Here is an 18,150-nt window from a genome sequence, read left to right as displayed (position 1 = left end):
CGGGGCTGCTGCGCAGCCCTTTCGCGACACGAGGCCGTTCCTACAGAAATCGCATGGATCTGTAGGCGCGTGGGGCTAACGCGGGTGCTTGCGCCGCAAAGGCGTCAGCAGTTCACCCAGCCCGTTGTGATCGATCTCATGCATCAAGGCCAGCAACCCGCCCAGCTCTCCGGGCGGGAAACCCTTGCGGGCGAACCAGGCCAGATAGTCGCCGGGCAGGTCAGCGATCAGGCGGCCTTGGTACTTGCCGAAGGGCATGGTGCGGGTGACCAGCAGTTGCAAGGTTTCAGGTTTCATCGCCAGCCCTTTGTTCAACAAAGCGCCGACCATACTGCAAACTGCACGAACGCCCAAGCGGCGATCATGCAGAACGCCGTTTCACGTGTTTTATCGATGCTTTGTAACCTGCTGATTTCACTGGAATTTATCAGCATGGCGAATTTGGCACGATGCCTGCTCCAGTTCAGGTGACTATCACCTGCCAAGGAGTTCGCGCCATGAGTCATCCAAACAAAGACGTGATCGATGTACTCAACGACCTGATCGAGTACAGCAAGGACGGCGAAAAGGGTTTCAAGGAGTCGGCCGAAGACGTCAAGAACACCGAGTTGAAGGCCTTCTTCGTCCAACGTGCCGGCGAATGCGCCAGCGCCGCTGCCGAGCTGCAAAGTGAAGTACGTCGCCTGGGCGGCGATCCGGAAACCTCCACGAGCCTGAGCGGTGACTTGCATCGGGGTTGGGTCAACTTCAAGTCGATGCTGACCGGCAAGAGCGAAGAAGCGGTGCTCAATGAGGTTGAGCGCGGCGAGGACTACGCCCTGAAAGCCTACAAGGATGCCCGCGAGAAACTGGTCAAGCTCGGCCGTAGCGCCAGCGATCAGACCTACGCGTTGGTTGAGAAGCAACTGCAAGGTGTGCAGCGCAACCATGACCAGGTCAAGGCCCTGCGCGACGCCGCCCGCGCCCGCTCCTAGGCCCCTAAGCAGCCGGGCCTTCGACGCGGTTGCGGCCGTTGGCCTTGGCCCGGTAGAGCGCTTCGTCAGCGCTGCCCAGCAGAGCCGTCAGGTCCTGCTGGGTGCCGGGGACGTGCACGCCGATGCCAATGCTGACGGTTACCGGGTGCTCGTCGCCTGCGAAGCTTGGCAGTGCCTCGACTTCAGTGCGAATTCGTTCGGCCAACAGGCGTGCCCCTGCCAGGTCCGTCTCCGGTAGCACCACCTGAAATTCCTCCCCGCCATAGCGCGCCGCCAGATCCGCCGGGCGGCGAATACAGTGTTCGAGCGTGCTGGCGACTTCGCGCAAGGCATGGTCGCCTCCGGCGTGACCATGACGCTGGTTGAACGATTTGAAGTGATCTACATCCACCATGAGAACGGCGAGTGGCCGGCGGTTGCGCTGGGCCCGTGCCCATTCTTGTCGCAGCACCTGGTCCAGGCGTCGACGATTGGCCAGACCGGTGAGGCTGTCAGTGGCCGCCAGTGTGGCCAAGCTCTGCTCGGCTTCGTGACGACGACGCAACTCGCGCCCCAGCAGCAGCGTCAGCCAGAGGATGCCGACGCACAGCATGCCGGTCGCCACGCTGACCAGGATCGCGGTACGCCGCCAGGACTGAAACACCTCATCGGCCGAATCCACCACCAAGACGATCAAGGGCAGGTCTTTGACCCGGGCAAAGGTATAGATATGAGGTGTGCCGACCGACCCCGACTGCGCAGTGAAACTGCCGCTGCGCTCGCTGAGGATGCGCTGAAAATTGGGGCGCTCGCTGAAGTCGCTGCCGATCAGTGGGTCTTGCGGGCGAGAAGGCTGGCGGGCCAGCAGCTGACCGTCGGTGTTGAGCAGGTTGATGCTGCTGTCGTTGCCGATGTCCAGACGCTCGAACAGTTCGCTGAAATAGGAAAGGCGCAGGGCACCGGCGGCAATGCCGACGAATTCGCCATTGGGGCCGGTAATGCGCCGGCTGAAACTGATGCACCAATCCAGATCGCCGAGCCGTGCCTTGAACGGCGGGCTGATGAACAGCCCCAGGCCTGGGCGGTCGCGATGGGCCTTGAAGGCGATGCTGTCGCTGAGATTGGCTTGCCGTGGCGGCACGCTGAGCGAATCGCCGAGGACCTTGCCGGTGGCGTCGAGCCAGAGGATATCGCCACGCACCGGGGCGGCGAAGGTCTGGTTGAACAGGATCTGCTGGCGCAGCTCAGGCGAGCTGTCCAGTAGCTGGGGGTGATTCACCGCCCAGATCAGCCCGTGCAGGGTCTGGTCGTAGAGTTCGACGTTGCGCAGGATATCGCTTTCGATGAGCTGGACGATGTTGTTGGAGGAACGTTTGGCCGACTGCTCGACACTGTCGCGTTCGCGGCTCAGCAGGTAGCTGACGATCGCCACGATGGCGAGCACGGCGAGGCAACTGCCCAGGTTGAGGATCAGTTCGGGGTGCGACCTGTACAGGGTAAAGCGCGATGATCGGGTAGGCATGTTCGCTACTGCACAGGCGGGGCCATTCTGCGGCGGCGGTATTTTAGGGAAGCCGGGATTGTCGGACAAGATTCGTTCGACGGAAAAACGATGGCGCCCGCTGGGCGGCCTTTGCCTGCCCCTACAGGGGACGATGGTGTCCTCTGTAGGAGCGGCCCTGCGATCGGGCTTTCAGGTCAGAAGATGCTCAACGGGTAGTCCACGATCACCCGCACTTCATCGTTGTCGCTGTTGCCATCGATGGCCGCATAGCCCTGGCTGCCGCGATGGCTGGCATAGCGCAACAGCACCGACAGGTCCTTGAGGTTGCCTTCCTGGAACACGTATTTCACGTCCAGGTCACGCTCCCAGTGCATGGCATTCTTGCCTTCTGGGTTGTAGTACGCGTAGTGGGTGGTGTCCTGCTCGGCTTTGGTCAGGTCCGCTTCACCGCGCGAGTACGACAGCGACGTGCTCAGGCCGGGCATGCCCAGGCCTGCGAAGTCGTAGTCGTACTGCAGCTTCCAGGACCGTTCGTTGGGTGCGTTGAAGTCCGAGTACATGCGCGAATTGTCCAGGTACACGCTGTCGCCCAGGTTGATGTAGTCGAATGGCGTGTTGCCGTTCACGCGCTGGTAGGCGGCCGTGATGCTGTGGTACCCGGCATTGACCGTGAAATGCAGGCTGTAGGTGTTGTTGTCGATGTTGCCCAGCAGCGCCTGGCCGGTGTCCTGGGTGTGATAGAAGTGCAGGCCTGGGTTGAGGCTGACCAGGTCGTTGACCACATAGGTGTAGTCGAAGTCGACGTAGTACTGGTTCCAGATGTCCTTCAGCTCGGCGGCATAGAGGTTGGTGGTGACGTTCTCGGTACCGCTCCAGGACAACCCGGCCCAGGTCAGGTGGTCGCTCTTGGTGCCATCTTCCAAACTGCCGTAGTAGGTGTCGATGCGGCGGTGGCCACTCTGGTTGTAAGGCTTGGTGAAGCTCGCCTGGCCCCCTTCGAGCAGCAGCCCGTCGATGCTGGTGTTGGTCAGGCTCACGCCGCGGAAGGTCTGCGGCAGCATGCGTGACTCGCCACCGGCGATCACCGGGTTGGTCAGGAACAGGTCACCGGCCTTGAGCTCGGTGTCGAAGGCCTTGAACTTGACCGCCGCGCCGGCAGTGGAGAACGAGTGCGGGGCCGCCCCTGGCTCACCGTCGTCCTGCACGTGCTTGGGCAGGATGCTGGTGCCCGAATGGCCACCGCCGCCGTCGAGCTTCAGGCCCAGCATGGCATGGGCATCGACACCGACGCCGATCACGCCGGGGGTGTAGCCGGACTCGAAACGCGCGACGAAGCCCTGGCCCCATTCGCGCAAGTCACGCTCACCGGTGTTGAGGTTGTTGCGGTTGAAGTAGGCGTTACGAAAATGCAGGTTCAACGAAGAACCCTCGATAAAGCCATCAGCCTTGTCTTCATCTGCCTGTACAGCGAATGGCATCGTTGCAGTCAGTGCAATGAACAGCGGGGTAAAACGAAACGCGGAAGACACCGGTACGAGCTCCTTTGGTCTGGCGGTGGGGGCGTTGTTGTTCTGTGATTTGAAAGTTTCTTGTTATGTACTCACCAGCGTGGCTGATTGTTTTGGCACATAAAAAAAGCCGCTGATCGGCAGCGGCTTTGAAAGGCTAACATATTGGCGCATAGGGCGCCCGTGTGAGAGCCAAGGGAAAAAACAGGAGCGGGAAACTGTCGGTCAGCTATCGGCGTTGTCGTCGGCGACGGCCTTGGAAGCTGTCTGCTGTACGTCTTTCGCCGCATCGGCTTTCTGTGCGGCATAGGCTTCGCGAGCCTGTTTATGGATAACTGCAAGTTCTGCGTTACGGGCAGCAAAGGCCGGCGATTCTTCAGCCATGGCCAGAGGCGACAACAACAGGGAAGACAGAATGAAAACGCTGGCAACACCCATACTGTTGGACATTTAAAACAACCTTCTTGCGATGCAAGTGTTAACGGGGACAGGCATAAGTTAGTCCCTTCAAACACTTCGAAACAGGCCGATGTTGGAGAAGCACTGTTGCGCAAAAAGTAATGATTAGCCGGGAAAATGTCTGGATCTAGGGCGCAAACCCGCGCCCTTGAGCGCTCGGCAGGCAAATGCCGAAGGTGTTGGTGCCAGCGCGGCTGCGCACGAACACATCGCCGCCATGCATCAAGGCGATGGCCTTGACGATCGCCAGCCCCAGCCCGTGATTGCCACCGCCACTGTTGCTGCGTGCCGCGTCGACCCGATAGAAGCGCTCGAACAGCAGGGGCAGGTGCGCTTCGGTGATGGCCGGCCCCGGATTGCTCACGGCGATGCTCACCTGGTCGGGGCCGGTCTCGATGCGCACCTCGATGACCTGATGAGGCGCGGTGTGCTGCACGGCGTTGTTCAGCAGGTTGATCAAGGCACGGCGCAGTTGGGCCTTTTCGATCGGTGCCTGGGCGTCGCCACTGACGGTGACGCTGACCTGGGCGTCTTCGAGGATGTAGTCCAGGTAATCCAGGGTCGTGGCCACTTCCTCGGCCAATGATGCCTGGGTGAGGGCTGTGGCCTTGGTGCCCTGGTCGGCGCTGGCGAGGAACAGCATGTCATTGATGATGCTGCGCAGGCGCTCCAGCTCTTCCAGGTTCGATTGCAACACCTCGAAGTAGTGTTCGGCGCTGCGTCCCCGGGTCAGTGCGACCTGGGTCTGTCCGATCAGGTTGGTCAGCGGTGAGCGCAGTTCATGGGCGACGTCGGCATTGAACGCCTCCAGCCGTGAATAGGCCTGGCTGACCCGGTCCAGTGCGGCGTTGAAGGCATCGGCGAACTGGGCCAGCTCCGGGGCCAGGTCCTGGGTTTGCAGGCGCCCGTCCAGACGGGGCGGGGCCAGTGCCTGGGCTTCGGCGGACAGGGCGAGCAAGGGCCGCAGGCCAATGCGTGCGACCCAGTAGCTGAGCAGCGAGGCCAGCAGCACACCCAGCACGGCCAGGCTGACGATGGCCACCAGCAGGCTGTGCTGGGCCTGCCAGAACGTCTCGGTGTCGATACCGATCAGAAAGCGCAGCGGCGGACGCTCGCCCAAGGCCGGCAGCTCGCTGAGCAGCACTTTGTAGGGATAGGTACTGTCGGTCAGGCGCAGGTCGCGCATGCCGGGCGGGCCTTCGGCGAAATGGCGGATCTGTCCATCCGGCCGGCCATACTCGTAGGCCGGATTGCCGCTGACGACCCAGAAGCGGATGCGCCGGTCTTCCTCGGCCAGCAGGCTGAGCTTGTTGTTGATCTTGGCCCAGTGCTCGGGCGTGCCGTAGCGGTTGAGGGTGGACTCCAGCACGCTGAAGCGGGCATCGAGCTCGGCCGCCGGCAGTAGATCAAGGCTGCGATCGACCTGGCGGTACAGGGCGCTGCCGATCAGCACGAACACGCCCAGGGCCACCAGGGTGAACAGCGCCGAGAGGCGCAGGGCGATGGAGTTGCCGGTAGAACGTCGCATGCTCAGGCATCCTCTGGGGCTGCTTTGCAGCCCTTTCGCGGCACAAGGCCGCGCCCACAGAAGATCGCATGCCCTTGTAGGCGCGGCCTTGTGCCGCGAAAGGGGCGCGCAGCGCCCCCGGCGATGTGGGATTCAGGCGCGGTTTTCCAGGACATAGCCCATGCCTCGGATGGTGTGCAGCAGCTTGTTGTCGAACGGCCCGTCGAGCTTGGCGCGCAGTCGCTTGATGGCCACTTCGACGACATTGGCATCACTGTCGAAATTGATGTCCCAGACCAGTTCGGCAATGGCCGTCTTGGACAGGATCTGGCCTTGGTGACGGGCCAGCACACTGAGCAGCGAGAACTCCTTGGCGGTCAGGTCCAGGCGCTGGCCGGCGCGGCTGGCCTTGCGGCTGATCAGGTCTATCCACAGGTCCGCGACCTGGACCTGCAACGGCTCGTGGCTGCTGCTGCGACGGGTCAGGGCCTGCAACCGGGCCACCAGCTCCAGGAAGGAAAACGGCTTGCCCAGGTAATCGTCGGCGCCTTCGCGCAGGCCATGGATCCGGTCCTCCACCCGCTCGCGGGCGGTGAGCATGATCACCGGCGTCTGCTTGCGCGCGCGCAAGGCGCGCAGCACGCCATAACCGTCCAGGCCCGGGAGCATGACGTCCAGCACGATCACCGCGTAGTCGCCTTCCAGGGCCAGGTGCAGGCCGTCGATGCCGTCGCGCGCCAGGTCCACGGTGAAGCCCTGTTCGGTCAGGCCACGATGCAGGTAGTCGGCGGTTTTCTCTTCGTCTTCGATGATCAGCACACGCATGGTCTTGTCTCAACTGGCACGGGGCGCGAGCGCATTGGCGGCCCGACGGCGATGGAACAGGCGTTCCAGGGCCAAGTATATGACCGGGGTGGTGAACAGCGTCAGGGCCTGGCTCACCAGCAGGCCACCGACCACGGCGATTCCCAATGGCTGGCGCAGCTCGGCACCGGTGCCGAAGCCGAACATCAGCGGCAGGGCGCCAAGCAGTGCAGCCAGGGTGGTCATGATGATGGGGCGAAAACGTGTCAGGCAGGCCTGGTGGATCGCCTGCTCCGGCGTCATGCCGTGCGTGCGCTGGGCGTCCAGGGCAAAGTCGATGAGCAGGATGCCATTCTTCTTGACGATACCGATCAGCAGCACCACGCCGATCAGGCCCATGATGCTGAAGTCCTGGCCCATGGCCCAAAGCAGGATCAGCGCACCCAGGCCCGCCGAGGGCAGGGTGGAAATGATGGTCAGCGGGTGGACGAAGCTCTCGTAGAGCACGCCCAGGATGATGTACACCGCCACCAGCGCAGCGAGGATCAGCCATGGCTGGCTCGACAGCGAGCTCTGGAACGCCTGGGCCGCGCCCTGGAAGTTGCCGACGATCGAGTCGGGCATGCCCAGCTCACGCTGGGTGCGCTCGAGGATCTTCACCGCATCGCCCAGGGCTACGCCTGGCGCCAGGTTGAACGAGAGGTTGGCGGCCGGAAACAGCCCGTCGTGGCTGATCGACAGAGGGCCGGTACTGGGCGTGGCCACATGGGCGAGCGCAGACAGCGGCACCATCTCCCCGGACAGCGGCGAGCGCAGGTAGAAGTAGTTCAGGCTCTCGGCCTTGCCGCGCTGGCGGGCATCCAGTTCGAGGATGACCTTGTACTGGTTGGTCTCGGTCTGGAATTCGCTGATCTGCCGTTGGCCGAAGGCATCGTATAGCGCCTGGTCGACGTCGGTGGTGGTCAGCCCGAAGCGTGCGGCGGCCTGGCGGTCGATTTCGATGCGGGTGACGCTGGCGCCCAGTTGCAGGTCATTGGAGAGGTCGCGGATCGCCGGGTTTTCCCGCAGGCGGTCGGTCAGGCGCTGGGTCCAGAGGTTCAGGGCGACGCCATCGTTGCTCTTGAGCACATATTGATACTGGGTGCGTGACGGGCCGGAGCTCAGGTTGATGTCCTGCCCAGCCCGCAGGTAGAGGACGATGCCCGGCACCTGGGCCAGTTTGGGGCGCATGCGGTCGATCCATTCGCTGGCCGAGACATCGCGTTCGCCGCGGGGCTTGAGGGCAATCCAGAAGCGGCCATTGGCGATGGTCTGGTTGCTGCCAGTGACGCCCACCGAGTGCGAGAAGGCGCGCACCGCCGGGTCGGCTTCGAGAATCTTCGCCAGTGCCTGGTGTTTTTCCACCATGGAGGGGTAGGACACATCGGCGGCGGCCTCGCTGGTGCCGAGGACGAAACCGGTGTCCTGCAGAGGGAAAAAGCCCTTGGGGATGCCCACGTAGCCGGCCACGGCCAGGGCCAAGGTCAGGCCGAACACGCCGAGGGTCAGACGCTGGTGGGCCAGGGCGTGGTCCAGGCCCTTCTCGTACACGCGCAGCAGGCGTTGACCGAAGCCGTCGTGGGTTTCACGGGGCGGTTTGCGCATGAACAGCGCGCAGAGGGTCGGCGCCAGTGTCAAAGACACCACCACCGAAATCAGGATGGTGGCCGTGGCGGTCAGGGCGAACTCCTTGAACAGCCGGCCGACCACACCGCCCATGAACAGCAGCGGAATGAACGCGGCGATCAGTGAGAAGCTGATCGACACCACGGTAAAGCCAATCTCGCCGGCGCCCTTGATCGCTGCCGTGCGGCTGTCGTCGCCGGCCTCCAGATGGCGGTGGATGTTCTCCACCACCACGATGGCGTCGTCGACCACGAAGCCCACGGCGATGACGATCGCCACCAAGGTCAGGTTGTTCAGGCTGAAACCGAACACGTACATCAAGGCGCAACTGGCGATCAGCGACACGCCGAGCACGCTGGAGACCACCATCGTTGCCGACCACTGGCGCAGGAACAGCGCCATCACCCCGATCACCAGCACCACGGCGATCATCAGCGTCAGTTCCACCTCGTGCAGCGAAGCGCGAATGGTCTGCGTGCGGTCGTTGAGCACCGAGACCTCGACCGAGGCCGGCAGCATTTCCGTCAGCTTCGGCAGGGCTGCCAGCACCCGGTCCACGGTATCGACGATGTTCGCCCCGGGCTGGCGGAAGATCACCAGGTTCAACCCTGGCTGGTCACCCGACCAGGCCTTGACGTAGGCGTTCTCGGCCCCCTGGATCACCTTGGCCACATCGGACAGGTGCACCGGCGCGCCATTGCGATAGGACACGATCAGCCGGGCATAGTCCTCGGGGTGGAAGAGCTGGTCGTTGGCGGCCAGCGTCGAGACGCTGTGCTCGCCATACAGTGCGCCCTTGGCCAGGTTCAGGCTGGTCTGCTGGATGGCCTGGCGGACATCGGCCAGGGTCAGGCCGATGGCCGCGAGCTTTTCGGGCTGTGCCTGGACGCGGATGGCCGGACGTTGTTGGCCGGTGATGTTGATCAGACCGACGCCGTCGATCTGGCTCAGTTGACGGGCGAGCAGGGTCTCAGCGTAGTCGCTCAGGTCATTGCCGGGCATCTGCGCAGAGCTGACGGTGAGGACCAGCACCGGGCTGTCGGCGGGGTTGACCTTGCGCCAGGTCGGCGGGTTGGGCAGGTCCTGGGGCAGGCGTGCGGTGGCGGTATTGATCGCCGCCTGAACTTCCTGGGCGGCGGTGTCGATGTTCTTGTCGAGGGAGAACTGCAGGATCAGGGTCGTCGAGCCCAGGGCGCTGCTGCTGGTCATCTGGGTCATGCCGGGGATGGCGCTGAACTGCACTTCGAGAGGCGTCGCCACCGACGAGGCCATGGTCTCGGGACTGGCGCCGGGCAACTGGGCGGTGACCTGGATGGTCGGGAAGTCCGCCTCCGGCAGCGGCGCCACCGGCAGGCGTGGGAAGGCGATGGCGCCGAGCAGAATGAGGGCGAAGGTCAGCAGCAGGGTTGCCACCGGGTGATCGATACACCAGGCCGACACACTGTTGCGCGAGGTCATGGCTGGCTCCGGCGGTCGGCCATTTCCGGGGCGGGCGGCACCTGAGGGGTGACCTCCACGCGGGCGCCGGGCTTGAGCCGCGACTGGCCATCGAGCACCAACCGGTCCCCGGGCTTGACCCCGGCAACGATGTTCAGCGTGCTGTCCTGGTAGAGCACCTTGACTGGCACGCTGGTCACCTTGTCGCCCTCCAGTCGATAGACGAAGTGTCCGTCGATACCGCGTTGCACCACCGGCGGTGGCACCACCAAGGCGTTTTGCTCAAAGGCGGTGCGCAGCTTGATGGTCACCAGTTGGCCCGGCCACAGCTGGCCGTCCTTGTTGTCGAACTCGGCCTTGACCCGCACGGTGCCAGTGGTGGCGGAGACCTGGTTGTCGATCAGCGCCAGGTGACCTTCGCCGAGCAGGCTGCTCTGGCCATCGGCATCCAGGTAGGCCTGGACCACGGCTGGTGTGGGGGCCTGCAGCAGCTTCTGCAGGGTCGGCAGCATCTGTTGGGGCAGGGCGAATTCCACGGCGATCGGGTCGATCTGGGTGACGCTGAACAGCCCTTGGGTATCGCTGGTGCGCACCAGGTTGCCAGGGTCGATGTTGCGAATGCCGACCCGCCCGGTCACCGGCGAGCGGATCTGCGTGTAGGAGAGCTGGACCTGGGCGTTGGCGATGGCCGCCTGGTTGCCCTTCACCGTGGCCTGCAACTGGTTGACCAAGGCCTGCTGCTGGTCGAGGGTCTGTTTGGATACCCCATCGTCGGTGCTCAGCAAGCGGTAGCGCTTGAGGTCGACGCCGGCCACCTGCAGCTGTGCCTGGCTTTGGCCAAGCTGGGCGCGGGCCTGGTCAAGGCTGGCGCTGATCGCGCGGTCATCGAGGGTGGCTAGCAGGTCGCCCTCCTTCACCCACTGGCCTTCCTTGACCAGCACCTGGGTCAGTACGCCCTCGACCTGCGGACGCACTTCGACACTGTGCAGCGACAGCACCGAGCCGAGGGCACTGGCGTAGCGAGGCACGTCCTGCTGGACGACGCTGACCACGCGCACCGGAATGGCTACCTGCGCACGAGCCCCCGGCGGCGCCTGGCGTTGGCTCAGCCACCCGCCCAACGTGGCCAGGGCCAGGATGCTCAGGGCGGCAAAGACGAGAGAGCGGGACGGATGTCGCATCGGATCGGGCACCGTAGCCGAAAGGGAGAAAAGCGGTTCTTCACTGTTTCAGGTTATAGCGCCTGGATCGGGTCGAGAGCGTGACGCCTGGCTGACAGACCTGTCAGTTTCAGCTGGTTAGTGGCCAATTGCCAATATGCTGCTCTGGATCAATGTTTTGTCAGTCATTGCCCCTAGAGTCGAACGCCCTGCCGATTTTCCCTACAACAACAACGAGTGCCTCCGATGAAGTGCAATTTGCCTGTTACCGGTCGCCAAGTGGATTACCCCGGCGATGCCAACATCCTGTCCACCACCGACCTGGACAGCCGTATCACCTATGCCAACGACGATTTCGTGCGAATCAGTGGGTTCACCCGTGATGAATTGTTGGGCCATGCACACCATATCGTGCGTCACCCGGACATGCCGCCCCAGGCGTTCGAGCAGATGTGGGGCGCGCTCACGGCGGGGCGCTCCTGGATGGGGTTGGTGAAGAACCGCTGCAAGAACGGCGACCACTATTGGGTCAGCGCGTTCGTTTCGCCGATCAGCAGCGGTGGGCGAACCATCGAGTACCAGTCGGTGCGCACTCGGCCCAGCGCCGAGCAGGTGGCGGCGGCCGAGCGTTGCTACCAGCAGATGCGCGAAGGGCAGCGTAACTGGCGCGCGCGTCTGCCGGTGCTTGGTCTGGGGCTGCGGTTGTCGCTGGGTGTGACGGCCGCTCTGGCGCTGGTGGTCGGCGTCGGTCACGGCTGGCAGGGGCTGTCGCTTTGGAGCTCGCTGATGGAAATCATGCTTGCGGCCGGGGCCAGCAGTGCGCTGCTGTTCTGGCAGCTACGTCCCTTCGAACGCTTGCGTCAGCAAGCCTTGGCCATTGCCGACAACCCGCTGAGCCAGCAGCTGTACACCGGGCGGCGCGATGCCATCGGCCAGATCGAGTTCGCCATGCGCATGCTCAAGGCCCAGCTGGGTGCGGTGGTGGGGCGTATCGGCGATACCTCGGCGCGCCTGGCAGGGCATTCCGGCTCGTTGGTGCAGGCATTGCAGGCCAGCCACGCCAACAGCCTGGAGCAGCAGGAAGAGGCTGACCAGGTGGCCACCGCCATTCACCAGATGAGCGCCAGTGTCGCCCAGGTTGCCAGCAGTGCGCAGTTGGCGTCCGTGGCGGCCAACCAGGCCGAGGATGAAACCCAGGCCGGTCACCAGGTGGTCGATCGCAATCGCTGCGCGATTCAGGACCTGGCCGGTTCGCTGGTCGAAGCCAGTGATGCGGTCCATCAACTGGAACAGCACAGCAGCGATATTTCCGGGGTGCTCGATGTGATCCGGGGCATCGCCGAGCAGACCAACCTGCTGGCGCTCAATGCAGCCATCGAGGCCGCCCGGGCGGGCGACCAGGGCCGCGGGTTCGCTGTGGTGGCCGACGAAGTGCGTGGCCTGGCGCAGCGCACGACCCAGTCGACCCACGAGATCCAGCGCATGATCGGCACGCTGCAGGAAGGGGCTCGCGCCGCGGTGCAGGTGATGCGCCAGAGCAGCAGCCATGCCGGGCATAGCGTCGAGCAGGCGCAATTGGCCAGTGGTGCGCTCGATGGCATCAGCGCACGGGTCAACCAGATCAATGAAATGAGCCTGCAGATCGCGGCTGCGGTGGAGCAGCAGAGCCAGGTGAGCGAGAACATCAACCGCAACATCATCAGCATCCGCCAAGCCAGCGAGGCGACGGTCGATGTCGGCCAGCGCAGCCATGCCAGTGCAACGGACGTGGCGGATCTGGCGATGGATCTGCGGCGCCTGGCCGATGAGTTCTGGCGTCGGTGCCAGTGAATCAGAAACCGATGAAGGCGTAGTAGAGGGGCGGCTCGGCGGTGGTCAGAAGGCCGAGCGCTGCCGACTCCTGTGCCAGGATCGGGGCTTCGATGTGCAAGGTCCAGGGCGCCTGGTTGTCGGCCGGTACCTGTTCCAGGGCGGTGGCGAATGCTTCCATGGCGGGGAGGTAGGCCGTAAAACCGTTGCCCTTGAGCGCGCTGGTGGTCATGCCCAGGGCCTGGCAGATGGCAACCTTGGCGGCGATGTCGTCTCGGTCGGCCTGGCGCGAGGCTTCGATCAGCGCGCGCAACTGCGGATCCACCAGCGACTGGCCGTGGATCAGCGTCGGGCCTTGCTGCCAGGCTTGGGGTGGGCAGTCTTTGTTTTCCGAGCGCAGGGGCAGGTGAGGATTGATCTCGGCCGGGTAGATGCGGCACACCAACGGGCGGGTTTCATAGATGGTGCACAGGTCGTTGTCGTCCAGGTTGCGGCAGCGGCCTGGGTTGAAGGCGGCGAAGGTGACCGAAACGTGCAGCCGGGCCGTGCCACAGTCGACCGGGTAGGCCCGGCGCAGCACATGGTCGCGCTGCTCGGCCGGCATGCCGGGGCCATCGCAGACGAACCCTTCGATCAGTACCACCACCTGGCCGCCGTTGGCCGCCCATTGGCGGGTTTCGTCCAGGGTCAGGGGCACATGGTGGCCGGTGCAGCACTTGCCACAGCCGGTGCAGGCGAAACGAATGCTGTCGCTCACGGCGCGCCCGGGCTCCATTCGCTGACGAAGGCCTGATGGCGCTGGCGGTCATACAGGCACAGCTCGGTGCCGGTGCGCTGCTGCATGTGTTTTTGCGGGTAGACGCCTTCGATCAGCAGGGCACTGTAGCCCACCTGGTCGTCGAACTCCGCGGGCTTGCCGCGGGCGTGGGCATCTTTGAGCTGGCTGGCGGCCAGGCAGCCCTTGAGCATCTGTTGGCGTTGTTCATTCCAGGCTTGGCTGCTGGAGGCCTGGGCCGCACTGCTGGCGAAGGCACAGGCGATCAGGAGGGTGCTGAGAAGCTTCATACAGGGTACCGGCAACAAAACAACCGAAGGGCGCGAATTATGCCCGAGTCATCCCTGGCAGCAAGCCAGGGAAATTGTCGCTGACTATATCAGTGCTCGGCGAAGACCACGGCCCGTGCTGCCACCACCAGACAATCGGTCAGCTCCGGCGAGGAGAACTTGGTGAGGATGGCGTTGGCGCCAGCCAACTTGGCTTTCTCACCGCTCATGGTGCTGTCCAGCGACGTGTGCAGCAGTACATAGAGGTGCTGGAAGTCCGGGCTTTCGCGCAGGGTGCGGGTGAAGGCATAGCCGTCCATCTCGGACATCTCGATGTCCGAGACGATGATGTTGATCTCCCGGTCGGTACCTTGCAGTTCCAGCAGCAGATTGATCGCATCCTTGGCGCTGCGCGCGGTATGGCACTCGATGCCCAGGTTGCGCAGGGTGTGGATCGACTGTTGCAAAGCGACCTGGCTGTCATCCACCACCAGGATATTGGCGGCGGCCAGCAGGCTGGCGTCTTCCTCGCTGAGCTCGCCTGGGTGCGGTTCGGGCTCGGGCGGGGCGATGGCGTGGATGACCTTCTCGATATCCAATACCTGCACCAAGGTGTTGTCGACCCGGGTCACGCCAGTGATGAACGAGCGGTTGCCCGAGCCGTAGGGCGGCGGCTTGATGTCGGTACTCAGGCAGTGAACGATGCGACTCACCGCCTGCACATGCAGCCCCTGGCGCGAACGGCTGATCTCGGTGACGATCAGGCAGCCGCCGGATGGGTCGGCCAGCGGCTGTTCGCCGATGGCGCGGGACAGGTCGATCACCGACAGCGGATTGCCGCGCAGCGTTGCCACGCCTTTGACGTGCGGATGCGACTCCGGCAGCCGGGTCAGCGGCGGGCAGGGGATGATCTCGCTGACTTTGAGCAGGTTGATCGCCATCAGCTTGCCGCTGCGCAAGGTGAACAGCAGCAGGGACAACGAGTCCGCACGGGCGTTTTGCGTGGCCATGGGCAACCTTCGAGTCTGTCGGTAATAAAGGGAGGATGCCGGGTTATCGGCCTGTTGAGGCCAGGCTTTAGGTTGTGGTGCGGCCAATCGCAGGCTTCGCTCTGGCACATATCGACAGCGCTGACCCTTTCGCGGGTAATCCCGCTCTTACAGGATCTGCGGTGGTCTTGGTAACAGAGCGGTACCCGCGAATGCCGTTTCGCTGTGGCGCGACTGGGTTGCAATGTCAGCGCAACCCCAGGCGCTTGGCCAGGCGGCTGAGGTTGGCACGATCGAGCCCGAGCTCACGCGCTGCCGCCGCCCAGTTGTCCTGATGGCGCCCGAGGCAGGCGCCGATCACCTGCCGTTGGTAATCGTCCACCGCTTCGCGCAGGCCGCCCTCGGGCAGGCTGAGCAGAGGCGGTGCCGGGGCAGGGGAGGGCTCATGGTTGGGAAGGGTGGGGCGCAGGTCCAGGTCGCTGGCTTCCAGGGTCAGGATGCGGGGACGTTCGGGATGTTGGCCGAGGGCCTTGAGTGCCGAGCGGCCGATCAGATGCTCCAGTTCGCGCACATTGCCCGGCCAGTCGTAGGCCAGCAGTGCGGCCTGGGCTTCAGCGCTCAGGCGCAGGCTGTTCAGGCCCAGGCGCGAGCGGTTCTGCTCCAGGAAATAACCTGCGATCAGCAATACATCGCGCCCGCGTTCACGCAGAGGCGGGACCTGTAGCGGGTAGACGCTCAGGCGGTGGTAGAAATCGGCGCGGTAGTTGCCGTTGCGCACTTCCATGGCCAGATCGCGGTTGGTGGCGGCGATCAGGCGCACATCGACCCGGTGTTCGCGGTCCGAACCCAGGCGTTGCAGCTGCCCGCTTTGCAGCACGCGCAGCAGCTTGGCCTGTACCGTCAGGGGCAGTTCGCCCACCTCGTCGAGGAACAGTGTGCCACCGTTGGCCAACTCGAACTTGCCGCGTCGTTCGCCATGGGCACCGGTGAAGGCACCGCGCACGTGGCCGAACAACTCACTTTCGACCAGGGTGTCGGGCAGGGCGGCGCAGTTGAGGCTGATCAACGGTTTGTCGGCACGGTTGCTGGCCTGGTGCAGGGCCTGGGCCACGAGCTCCTTGCCCACCCCGGTCTCGCCAGTGATCAGCACGGTCAGTTCGCTGCCGCCGACCAGGCGGATTTCCTCCAGCAGGCGCTTGTGCGCTTTGCTCTGGCCGATCAGTTCTTTGTTCTGGCCGCTGGCCTGGCGATAGACCTCGGCACGTTGATGTTCGTCTTCGGCCTTCAGGGCCAGGTCCTCGATACGCTCGGCCACGGTCACGGTGGCCGCGGCAAGGCTGGCGAAGGCTTGCAGGGCGTCGAGTTCCAGGCTCTGGAACTGCCCGGGCGTGAGCGCGTCGAGGGTGACCAGGCCCCAGGGCTGCTCATCGACCATCAAGGGACAGCCCATGCAGTCGTGCACTTCCAGGTCGGCATGGGGAGCGTTGACCAGGCCGTCATAAGGGTCAGGCAGTTCGCTGTCGCTGGCGAAGCGGGTCGGCCCGGGGCGGCTGAGCAGAATCTGGAAGCGCGGGTGCTCACTGACCCTGAAGCGCCGCCCCAGCGTATCGGGCGACAGGCCGTCGACCGCCAGTGGCACCAGCCATTCGCCATCCAGGCGCAACAGAGCGGCGGCATCGCACGGCAGCAGGTTGCGCATGGCTTGCAGCAGGCGGCGATAGCGCTCCTGGTCCGGCAGGTCGCGTGAAAGATCGCTGACCAGGGGGAGCAGGGTGGTGAGCAGTGGGCGTGTGGTCATATAGACTCCTGTTGGTCGATATGACTATACGCGCATCGGTGTCGTTTTGACTCGCTTTGTGTAAAAGCCCCGTAAACACTGGGTTTGAAAGTTGGCACGATTGATGAAATAGCGAGGGCAGTCAAATTCAAGCCCACAGGCTCAGGAGTCGTTGCAAATGCTCAATGCCGAACAACGTGCAATCATCAAAGCCACTGTCCCACTGCTCGAAAGCGGTGGCGAAGCCCTGACGACCCATTTCTACAAGCTGATGCTCAGCGAGTACCCCGAGGTTCGCCCGCTGTTCAACCAGGCCCACCAGGCCAGCGGCGACCAGCCGCGCGCGCTGGCCAACGGCGTGCTGATGTATGCCCGCCACATTGATCAGCTGGAGCAGCTTGGCGGCTTGGTCGGCCAGATCATCAACAAGCATGTCGCCTTGCAGATCCTCCCGGAACACTATCCGATCGTCGGCAGCTGCCTGCTGCGCGCCATCGAGGAAGTCCTCGGCAAGGACATCGCCACCCCAGAGGTGATCGATGCCTGGGGCGCGGCCTACGGCCAACTGGCTGACATTCTGATCGGCGCCGAAGAAAGCCTCTATAAACAGAAGGAAGAAGCCGCCGGTGGCTGGCGCGGTACCCGTGAGTTCCGCCTGGTGCGCCGCGAGCAGGAGAGCAGCGAAATCGTCTCCTTCTATTTCGCCCCGGTCGATGGCAAGCCGGTGCTGAAAGCCGAGCCTGGCCAGTACATCGGCCTGCAACTGTTCATCGACGGTGTCGAGCAGCGGCGCAACTATTCCCTGTCGGCCCTGTGCGATGGCGAGCAGTACCGCATCAGCGTCAAGCGCGAGGCCGGTGGCAAGGTGTCCAACTACCTGCATCACCAGCTTCAGGTCGGCCAGACCCTGCAACTGTTCCCACCCTCCGGCGATTTCACCCTGACCAGCAGCGACAAACCGCTGGTGCTGATCAGCGGTGGCGTGGGCATCACCCCGACCCTGGCGATGCTCCAGGCTGCCTTGAAGACCCAGCGTCCGGTGCATTTCATCCATTGTGCGCGCAATGGGGCAGTACATGCCTTCCGTGATTGGATCGACGGTCTGGCGGCGCGCCATCCCCAGCTCAAGCGCTTCTACTGCTATGCCGAGCAGGACGGCAAGGGCGAGGCTGATGCGATTGGCCTGCTGAGCCAGGAGCAGTTGGGCCAGTGGCTGCCGGCCGAACGTGATGTGGATGCCTACTTCCTGGGCCCGAAAGGCTTCATGGCGGCGGTCAAGCACCACCTCAAGGGCCTGGGCGTGCCCGAGCAGCAGAGCCGCTACGAGTTCTTCGGCCCGGCAGCGGCGCTGGAGTGATGCTTCGATAGTCCGGTGAGTCCGCTCGCGGGTGAGCTCGCTCTCACAAGGTTTGCGATAACCCTGTGGGAGCGGGGTTACCCGCGAAGCGGCAACGCTGTCCGTCTATCCCAAACGCTGGCAAGCCAGCTCCCGTACGCGGTGATCCCGAACGTGGGTAATCGAGACGAAACGAAC

Annotated in this window: 14 protein-coding genes and 2 pseudogenes; 4 read left to right on the top strand and 12 right to left on the bottom strand. The window is 63.9% G+C overall.

Translation table 11 applies throughout. The annotated features are described in order from the left end of the window. Positions 1 to 75: 75 nt before the first annotated feature. A complete protein-coding gene (locus IEC33019_RS19555; protein WP_070094193.1) occupies positions 76 to 297 on the bottom strand; it encodes a DUF3820 family protein in 222 nt (73 codons plus the stop codon). 200 nt (positions 298 to 497) lie between these two features. Between IEC33019_RS19555 and IEC33019_RS19550 the strand changes: the two genes are divergently transcribed. Further along, entirely contained in the window at positions 498 to 974 is a 477-nt protein-coding gene (locus tag IEC33019_RS19550; RefSeq protein ID WP_070094161.1) for a ferritin-like domain-containing protein, read from the top strand. Between the two features lie 4 nt (positions 975 to 978). Here IEC33019_RS19550 and IEC33019_RS19545 read toward each other — a convergent pair whose 3' ends face one another. The 7 genes from IEC33019_RS19545 to IEC33019_RS19515 form a co-directional block, all read right to left on the bottom strand. Continuing rightward, a complete protein-coding gene (locus tag IEC33019_RS19545; protein ID WP_070094162.1) occupies positions 979 to 2,475 on the bottom strand; it encodes a GGDEF domain-containing protein in 1,497 nt (498 codons plus the stop codon). A gap of 176 nt (positions 2,476 to 2,651) precedes the next feature. After that, positions 2,652 to 3,986, bottom strand: coding sequence for an OprD family porin (locus IEC33019_RS19540; protein WP_070094163.1), 1,335 nt, complete (start codon positions 3,984 to 3,986; stop codon positions 2,652 to 2,654). Between the two features lie 204 nt (positions 3,987 to 4,190). Then, positions 4,191 to 4,415 carry a hypothetical protein gene (locus IEC33019_RS19535; protein WP_070094164.1) on the bottom strand — a complete coding sequence of 75 codons (225 nt, stop codon included), beginning with the start codon at positions 4,413 to 4,415 and terminating at the stop codon, positions 4,191 to 4,193. Positions 4,416 to 4,551: 136 nt separating this feature from the next. After that, entirely contained in the window at positions 4,552 to 5,952 is a 1,401-nt protein-coding gene (locus IEC33019_RS19530; protein WP_099593854.1) for a heavy metal sensor histidine kinase, read from the bottom strand. A 132-nt stretch (positions 5,953 to 6,084) separates the two neighbouring features. Next, positions 6,085 to 6,756 carry a heavy metal response regulator transcription factor gene (locus tag IEC33019_RS19525; RefSeq protein WP_070094166.1) on the bottom strand — a complete coding sequence of 224 codons (672 nt, stop codon included), beginning with the start codon at positions 6,754 to 6,756 and terminating at the stop codon, positions 6,085 to 6,087. A 9-nt stretch (positions 6,757 to 6,765) separates the two neighbouring features. Continuing rightward, a complete protein-coding gene (locus tag IEC33019_RS19520; RefSeq protein ID WP_070094167.1) occupies positions 6,766 to 9,858 on the bottom strand; it encodes a multidrug efflux RND transporter permease subunit in 3,093 nt (1,030 codons plus the stop codon). Beyond that, a complete protein-coding gene (locus tag IEC33019_RS19515; RefSeq protein ID WP_070094168.1) occupies positions 9,855 to 11,018 on the bottom strand; it encodes an efflux RND transporter periplasmic adaptor subunit in 1,164 nt (387 codons plus the stop codon). Before IEC33019_RS19515 ends, IEC33019_RS19520 begins: the two co-directional genes overlap by 4 nt. Positions 11,019 to 11,243: 225 nt before the next feature. On the opposite strand from IEC33019_RS19515, the pseudogene IEC33019_RS28250 reads away from it, so the two are divergent. Together IEC33019_RS28250 and IEC33019_RS28245 are read left to right on the top strand one after the other, a co-directional pair. Next, positions 11,244 to 11,525: pseudogene (locus tag IEC33019_RS28250) on the top strand (PAS domain-containing protein); the annotation flags it as partial. Between the two features lie 309 nt (positions 11,526 to 11,834). Further along, positions 11,835 to 12,827, top strand: a pseudogene (locus IEC33019_RS28245) (methyl-accepting chemotaxis protein); the annotation flags it as partial. Position 12,828: 1 nt separating this feature from the next. Here IEC33019_RS28245 and IEC33019_RS19505 read toward each other — a convergent pair. The 4 genes from IEC33019_RS19505 to norR form a co-directional block, all read right to left on the bottom strand. After that, entirely contained in the window at positions 12,829 to 13,563 is a 735-nt protein-coding gene (locus IEC33019_RS19505) for a YkgJ family cysteine cluster protein (RefSeq protein ID WP_070094170.1), read from the bottom strand. Continuing rightward, complete coding sequence (locus tag IEC33019_RS19500; RefSeq protein ID WP_070094171.1) at positions 13,560 to 13,871, bottom strand: hypothetical protein; 312 nt, start codon at positions 13,869 to 13,871, stop codon at positions 13,560 to 13,562. The genes IEC33019_RS19505 and IEC33019_RS19500 overlap by 4 nt, the downstream gene beginning before the upstream one ends. Positions 13,872 to 13,960: 89 nt before the next feature. Beyond that, positions 13,961 to 14,860, bottom strand: coding sequence for a chemotaxis protein (locus IEC33019_RS19495; RefSeq protein WP_070094172.1), 900 nt, complete (start codon positions 14,858 to 14,860; stop codon positions 13,961 to 13,963). A gap of 226 nt (positions 14,861 to 15,086) precedes the next feature. Beyond that, positions 15,087 to 16,637: a nitric oxide reductase transcriptional regulator NorR gene (gene norR, locus IEC33019_RS19490; protein ID WP_070094173.1), complete on the bottom strand. Its 1,551-nt coding sequence runs from the start codon at positions 16,635 to 16,637 to the stop codon at positions 15,087 to 15,089. Between the two features lie 157 nt (positions 16,638 to 16,794). Here norR and hmpA point away from each other — a divergent pair, with 157 nt between their 5' ends. After that, on the top strand, positions 16,795 to 17,973 hold the full coding sequence (hmpA, locus tag IEC33019_RS19485) for an NO-inducible flavohemoprotein (RefSeq protein WP_070094174.1): 1,179 nt from the start codon (positions 16,795 to 16,797) through the stop codon (positions 17,971 to 17,973). Positions 17,974 to 18,150: the final 177 nt, after the last annotated feature.

Source organism: Pseudomonas putida (assembly GCF_002741075.1).
GTDB lineage: Bacteria > Pseudomonadota > Gammaproteobacteria > Pseudomonadales > Pseudomonadaceae > Aquipseudomonas > Aquipseudomonas putida_T.
The sequence above is the reverse complement of the archived record's forward strand: the minus strand, read 5'-3'. Positions and strand labels throughout refer to the sequence as shown.

Excerpts from the sequence above, each read along its gene's own strand:
- IEC33019_RS19520 (WP_070094167.1), bottom strand. The coding sequence starts at position 9,858 with ATGACCTCGCGCAACAGTGTGTCGGCCTGGTGTATCGATCACCCGGTG.
- IEC33019_RS19550 (WP_070094161.1), top strand. The coding sequence starts at position 498 with ATGAGTCATCCAAACAAAGACGTGATCGATGTACTCAACGACCTGATC.
- norR (WP_070094173.1), bottom strand. The coding sequence starts at position 16,637 with ATGACCACACGCCCACTGCTCACCACCCTGCTCCCCCTGGTCAGCGAT.
- IEC33019_RS19545 (WP_070094162.1), bottom strand. The coding sequence starts at position 2,475 with ATGCCTACCCGATCATCGCGCTTTACCCTGTACAGGTCGCACCCCGAA.
- IEC33019_RS19500 (WP_070094171.1), bottom strand. The coding sequence starts at position 13,871 with ATGAAGCTTCTCAGCACCCTCCTGATCGCCTGTGCCTTCGCCAGCAGT.
- IEC33019_RS19515 (WP_070094168.1), bottom strand. The coding sequence starts at position 11,018 with ATGCGACATCCGTCCCGCTCTCTCGTCTTTGCCGCCCTGAGCATCCTG.
- IEC33019_RS19525 (WP_070094166.1), bottom strand. The coding sequence starts at position 6,756 with ATGCGTGTGCTGATCATCGAAGACGAAGAGAAAACCGCCGACTACCTG.
- IEC33019_RS19535 (WP_070094164.1), bottom strand. The coding sequence starts at position 4,415 with ATGTCCAACAGTATGGGTGTTGCCAGCGTTTTCATTCTGTCTTCCCTG.
- IEC33019_RS19495 (WP_070094172.1), bottom strand. The coding sequence starts at position 14,860 with ATGGCCACGCAAAACGCCCGTGCGGACTCGTTGTCCCTGCTGCTGTTC.
- IEC33019_RS19530 (WP_099593854.1), bottom strand. The coding sequence starts at position 5,952 with ATGCGACGTTCTACCGGCAACTCCATCGCCCTGCGCCTCTCGGCGCTG.
- IEC33019_RS19555 (WP_070094193.1), bottom strand. The coding sequence starts at position 297 with ATGAAACCTGAAACCTTGCAACTGCTGGTCACCCGCACCATGCCCTTC.
- hmpA (WP_070094174.1), top strand. The coding sequence starts at position 16,795 with ATGCTCAATGCCGAACAACGTGCAATCATCAAAGCCACTGTCCCACTG.